A 2318-nucleotide genomic window follows, 5' to 3' on the forward strand; every position below is an offset into this window, starting at 1 on the left:
TTCTAAGCCTTCGGGTGTGTTCTCGTAAACGTTTACGGAAAGACGTTTACGGTGATGCCGGAAATGCCGTGACACTCGGCCTGGAGGGGCCGAGCGGAGGAGGAGCGCTGGATGATGAAGGTCGTCCTGGTCGGGTGCGGAGCTATGAGCAGGCAGTGGCTCGATGCCGCAAGGCAGATCGACGGGCTCGCCATTGCCGGCTTTGTCGATCTCGATGCCGAGCGGGCGCAGGCGAGGGCGCGCGAATACGATCTGAGCAACGCCGTCATCGGCACCAGCCTCGACGCCGTCCTCGACGAGACGAAACCCGACGCCGTGTTCGATGTCGTGGTTCCGGCGGCACGCCGCGAGGTCGCGCTTTCTGCCTTTGCCCATCATTGCCACCTGCTGACCGAAAAGCCGCTGGCCGACAGCCCAGAGAATGCGCGGGCCATCATCGCGGCGGCGCGTCGGGCCGGGCGCCTCCATGCCGTCGTCCAGAACCGGCGCTATGTCGCCAATGTCAGGCGGATCAGGCGCTTCCTCGACTCCGGCGCCATCGGCAAGCCGACCAGCATCCATGCCGATTTCTTCATCGCGCCGCATTTCGGCGGCTTTCGCGAGGAGATGGACCATGTGCTTTTGCTCGACATGGCGATCCACACCTTCGACGCCGCCCGCTACATGGTCGCCGGCGAGCCGGCCAGCGTCTATTGCCAGGAATGGGAGCCGGCCAGTTCCTGGTACCGGCAGGGCTCGTCGGCGAGCGCCGTCTTCGACCTCGGCGGCGGCAAGGTCTTCACCTATGCCGGCTCCTGGTGCGCCGACGGTTTTCGCACCAGCTGGGAAGGCAGCTGGCGCGTCGTTGCCGAGCGCGGCAGCCTGCTGTGGGACGGCCATGACGGGCTGAAGGCGGAGGTGGTTGCGTCGGGCCGCGACGGTATCATCGACAAGACGTATTCGATCGAGGTGCCGGCGCTCGACCCGGCCGACCGCGTCGGCGGACATCTCGGCATCATCCAGGATTTCATGCGCGCGATCGAAACCGGCACCGAGCCGGAGACCCGCGGCACCGACAATATCAAAAGCCTCGCCATGGTCTTCGGCGCGATCGAAAGCGCGGAGAGCGGACGGCGCGTGGCGATCGCGACCCAGGAAGGATGATGATGCCAAACCCGCTTCTCGATATCAGGATCGGCACCATGGTGCGGGCCAATCTCGACGATCCGGCCGCCTACGTGAAGCAGATCCTGCCGCTTGGCTTCGAGAGCATCCAGCCCTTCTTCTGGCAGACGCTGGGCGGCAAGGACCTGAAGCGCCTCGCGGGCGAAATCCGTGACGCGATCGGTGATGCGGACGTCACCGTGTCGTCGCTCGGTGTGTTCGGCAATCCACTCGAAAGCGGCGAGGTCGATCGCGGCGTGCTCGCCGCCTGGGAGACGGTGATCGACAACGCGCATCTGTTCGGCACTTCGATGGTCTGCGGCTTCACCGGCCGCCTGCGCGGCAAGAAGCTGACCGACAGCCTGCCGCGCTTCCGCGAGGTGTGGGGACCGCTGGCCAGGCGCGCCGCTGACAAGGGCGTGTGCATCGCCTTCGAGAACTGCGCCATGGACGGCAATTGGGCGAGCGGCGACTGGAACATCGCCCACAACCCGGACGCCTGGGAGCTGATGTTCAACGAGTTGCCGAACGACAATCTCGGGCTGGAATGGGAGCCCTGCCACCAGCTCGTCTATCTGATCGACCCGATCCCGCAGATCCGCAAATGGGCGCCGCGCATCTTCCATGTCCATGGCAAGGACGCGACGGTGCGCTGGGACGTGATCCGCGAGCATGGCGTGTTCGGCCGCCTGCCCTTCGTGCAGATGCGCACGCCGGGCTTCGGCGACAGCGACTGGACGCGCGTGATCAGCGAATTGCGGCTGGCCGGCTACAAGGGCGCCATCGACATCGAGGGCTGGCACGACCCTGTCTATCGCGACGATCTCGAGATCACCGGCCAGGCGCGCGCTCTCGATTATCTGAAGCAATGCCGGGGAGGGAACAGCTACCTGCCCAATCCGGTTTGAGCGCCGGCCGGCGGGAGGAGCCGGCCGATCCAAATCATTGTCGAAACCCTCCATCGCGAGGGACCAAAAGGGAGGAACGTGCATGAGCATCACGACCAGAAGGACTGTTCTGCGCTCGACCGTCGTGGCGGCCGCCACGGCGCTCTGTGCCTCGATCTCCACTCTGCCGGCAAAGGCGCTTGACGCCCAATGGTGCAAGGACGTCCACATCCGCTTCTTCGTCGGCGGCGCCGAGGGCGACGCCTTCGGCACCATCGTCTATAATGG

Annotated in this window: 2 protein-coding genes and 1 pseudogene; all 3 read left to right on the plus strand. The window is 65.4% G+C overall.

What is annotated here, in order from left to right:
• Positions 1–111: 111 nt before the first annotated feature.
• Entirely contained in the window at positions 112–1143 is a 1032-nt protein-coding gene (locus EOA27_RS32490; protein WP_126082028.1) for a Gfo/Idh/MocA family oxidoreductase, read from the plus strand.
• Positions 1143–2051, plus strand: coding sequence for a sugar phosphate isomerase/epimerase (locus EOA27_RS32495; protein WP_126083757.1), 909 nt, complete (start codon positions 1143–1145; stop codon positions 2049–2051). The genes EOA27_RS32490 and EOA27_RS32495 overlap by 1 nt, the downstream gene beginning before the upstream one ends.
• Positions 2052–2133: 82 nt before the next feature.
• A pseudogene (locus EOA27_RS32500) lies at positions 2134–2318 on the plus strand (sugar ABC transporter substrate-binding protein); the annotation flags it as partial.

The organism is Mesorhizobium sp. M2A.F.Ca.ET.037.01.1.1 (genome assembly GCF_003998075.1).
Classification (GTDB): domain Bacteria; phylum Pseudomonadota; class Alphaproteobacteria; order Rhizobiales; family Rhizobiaceae; genus Mesorhizobium.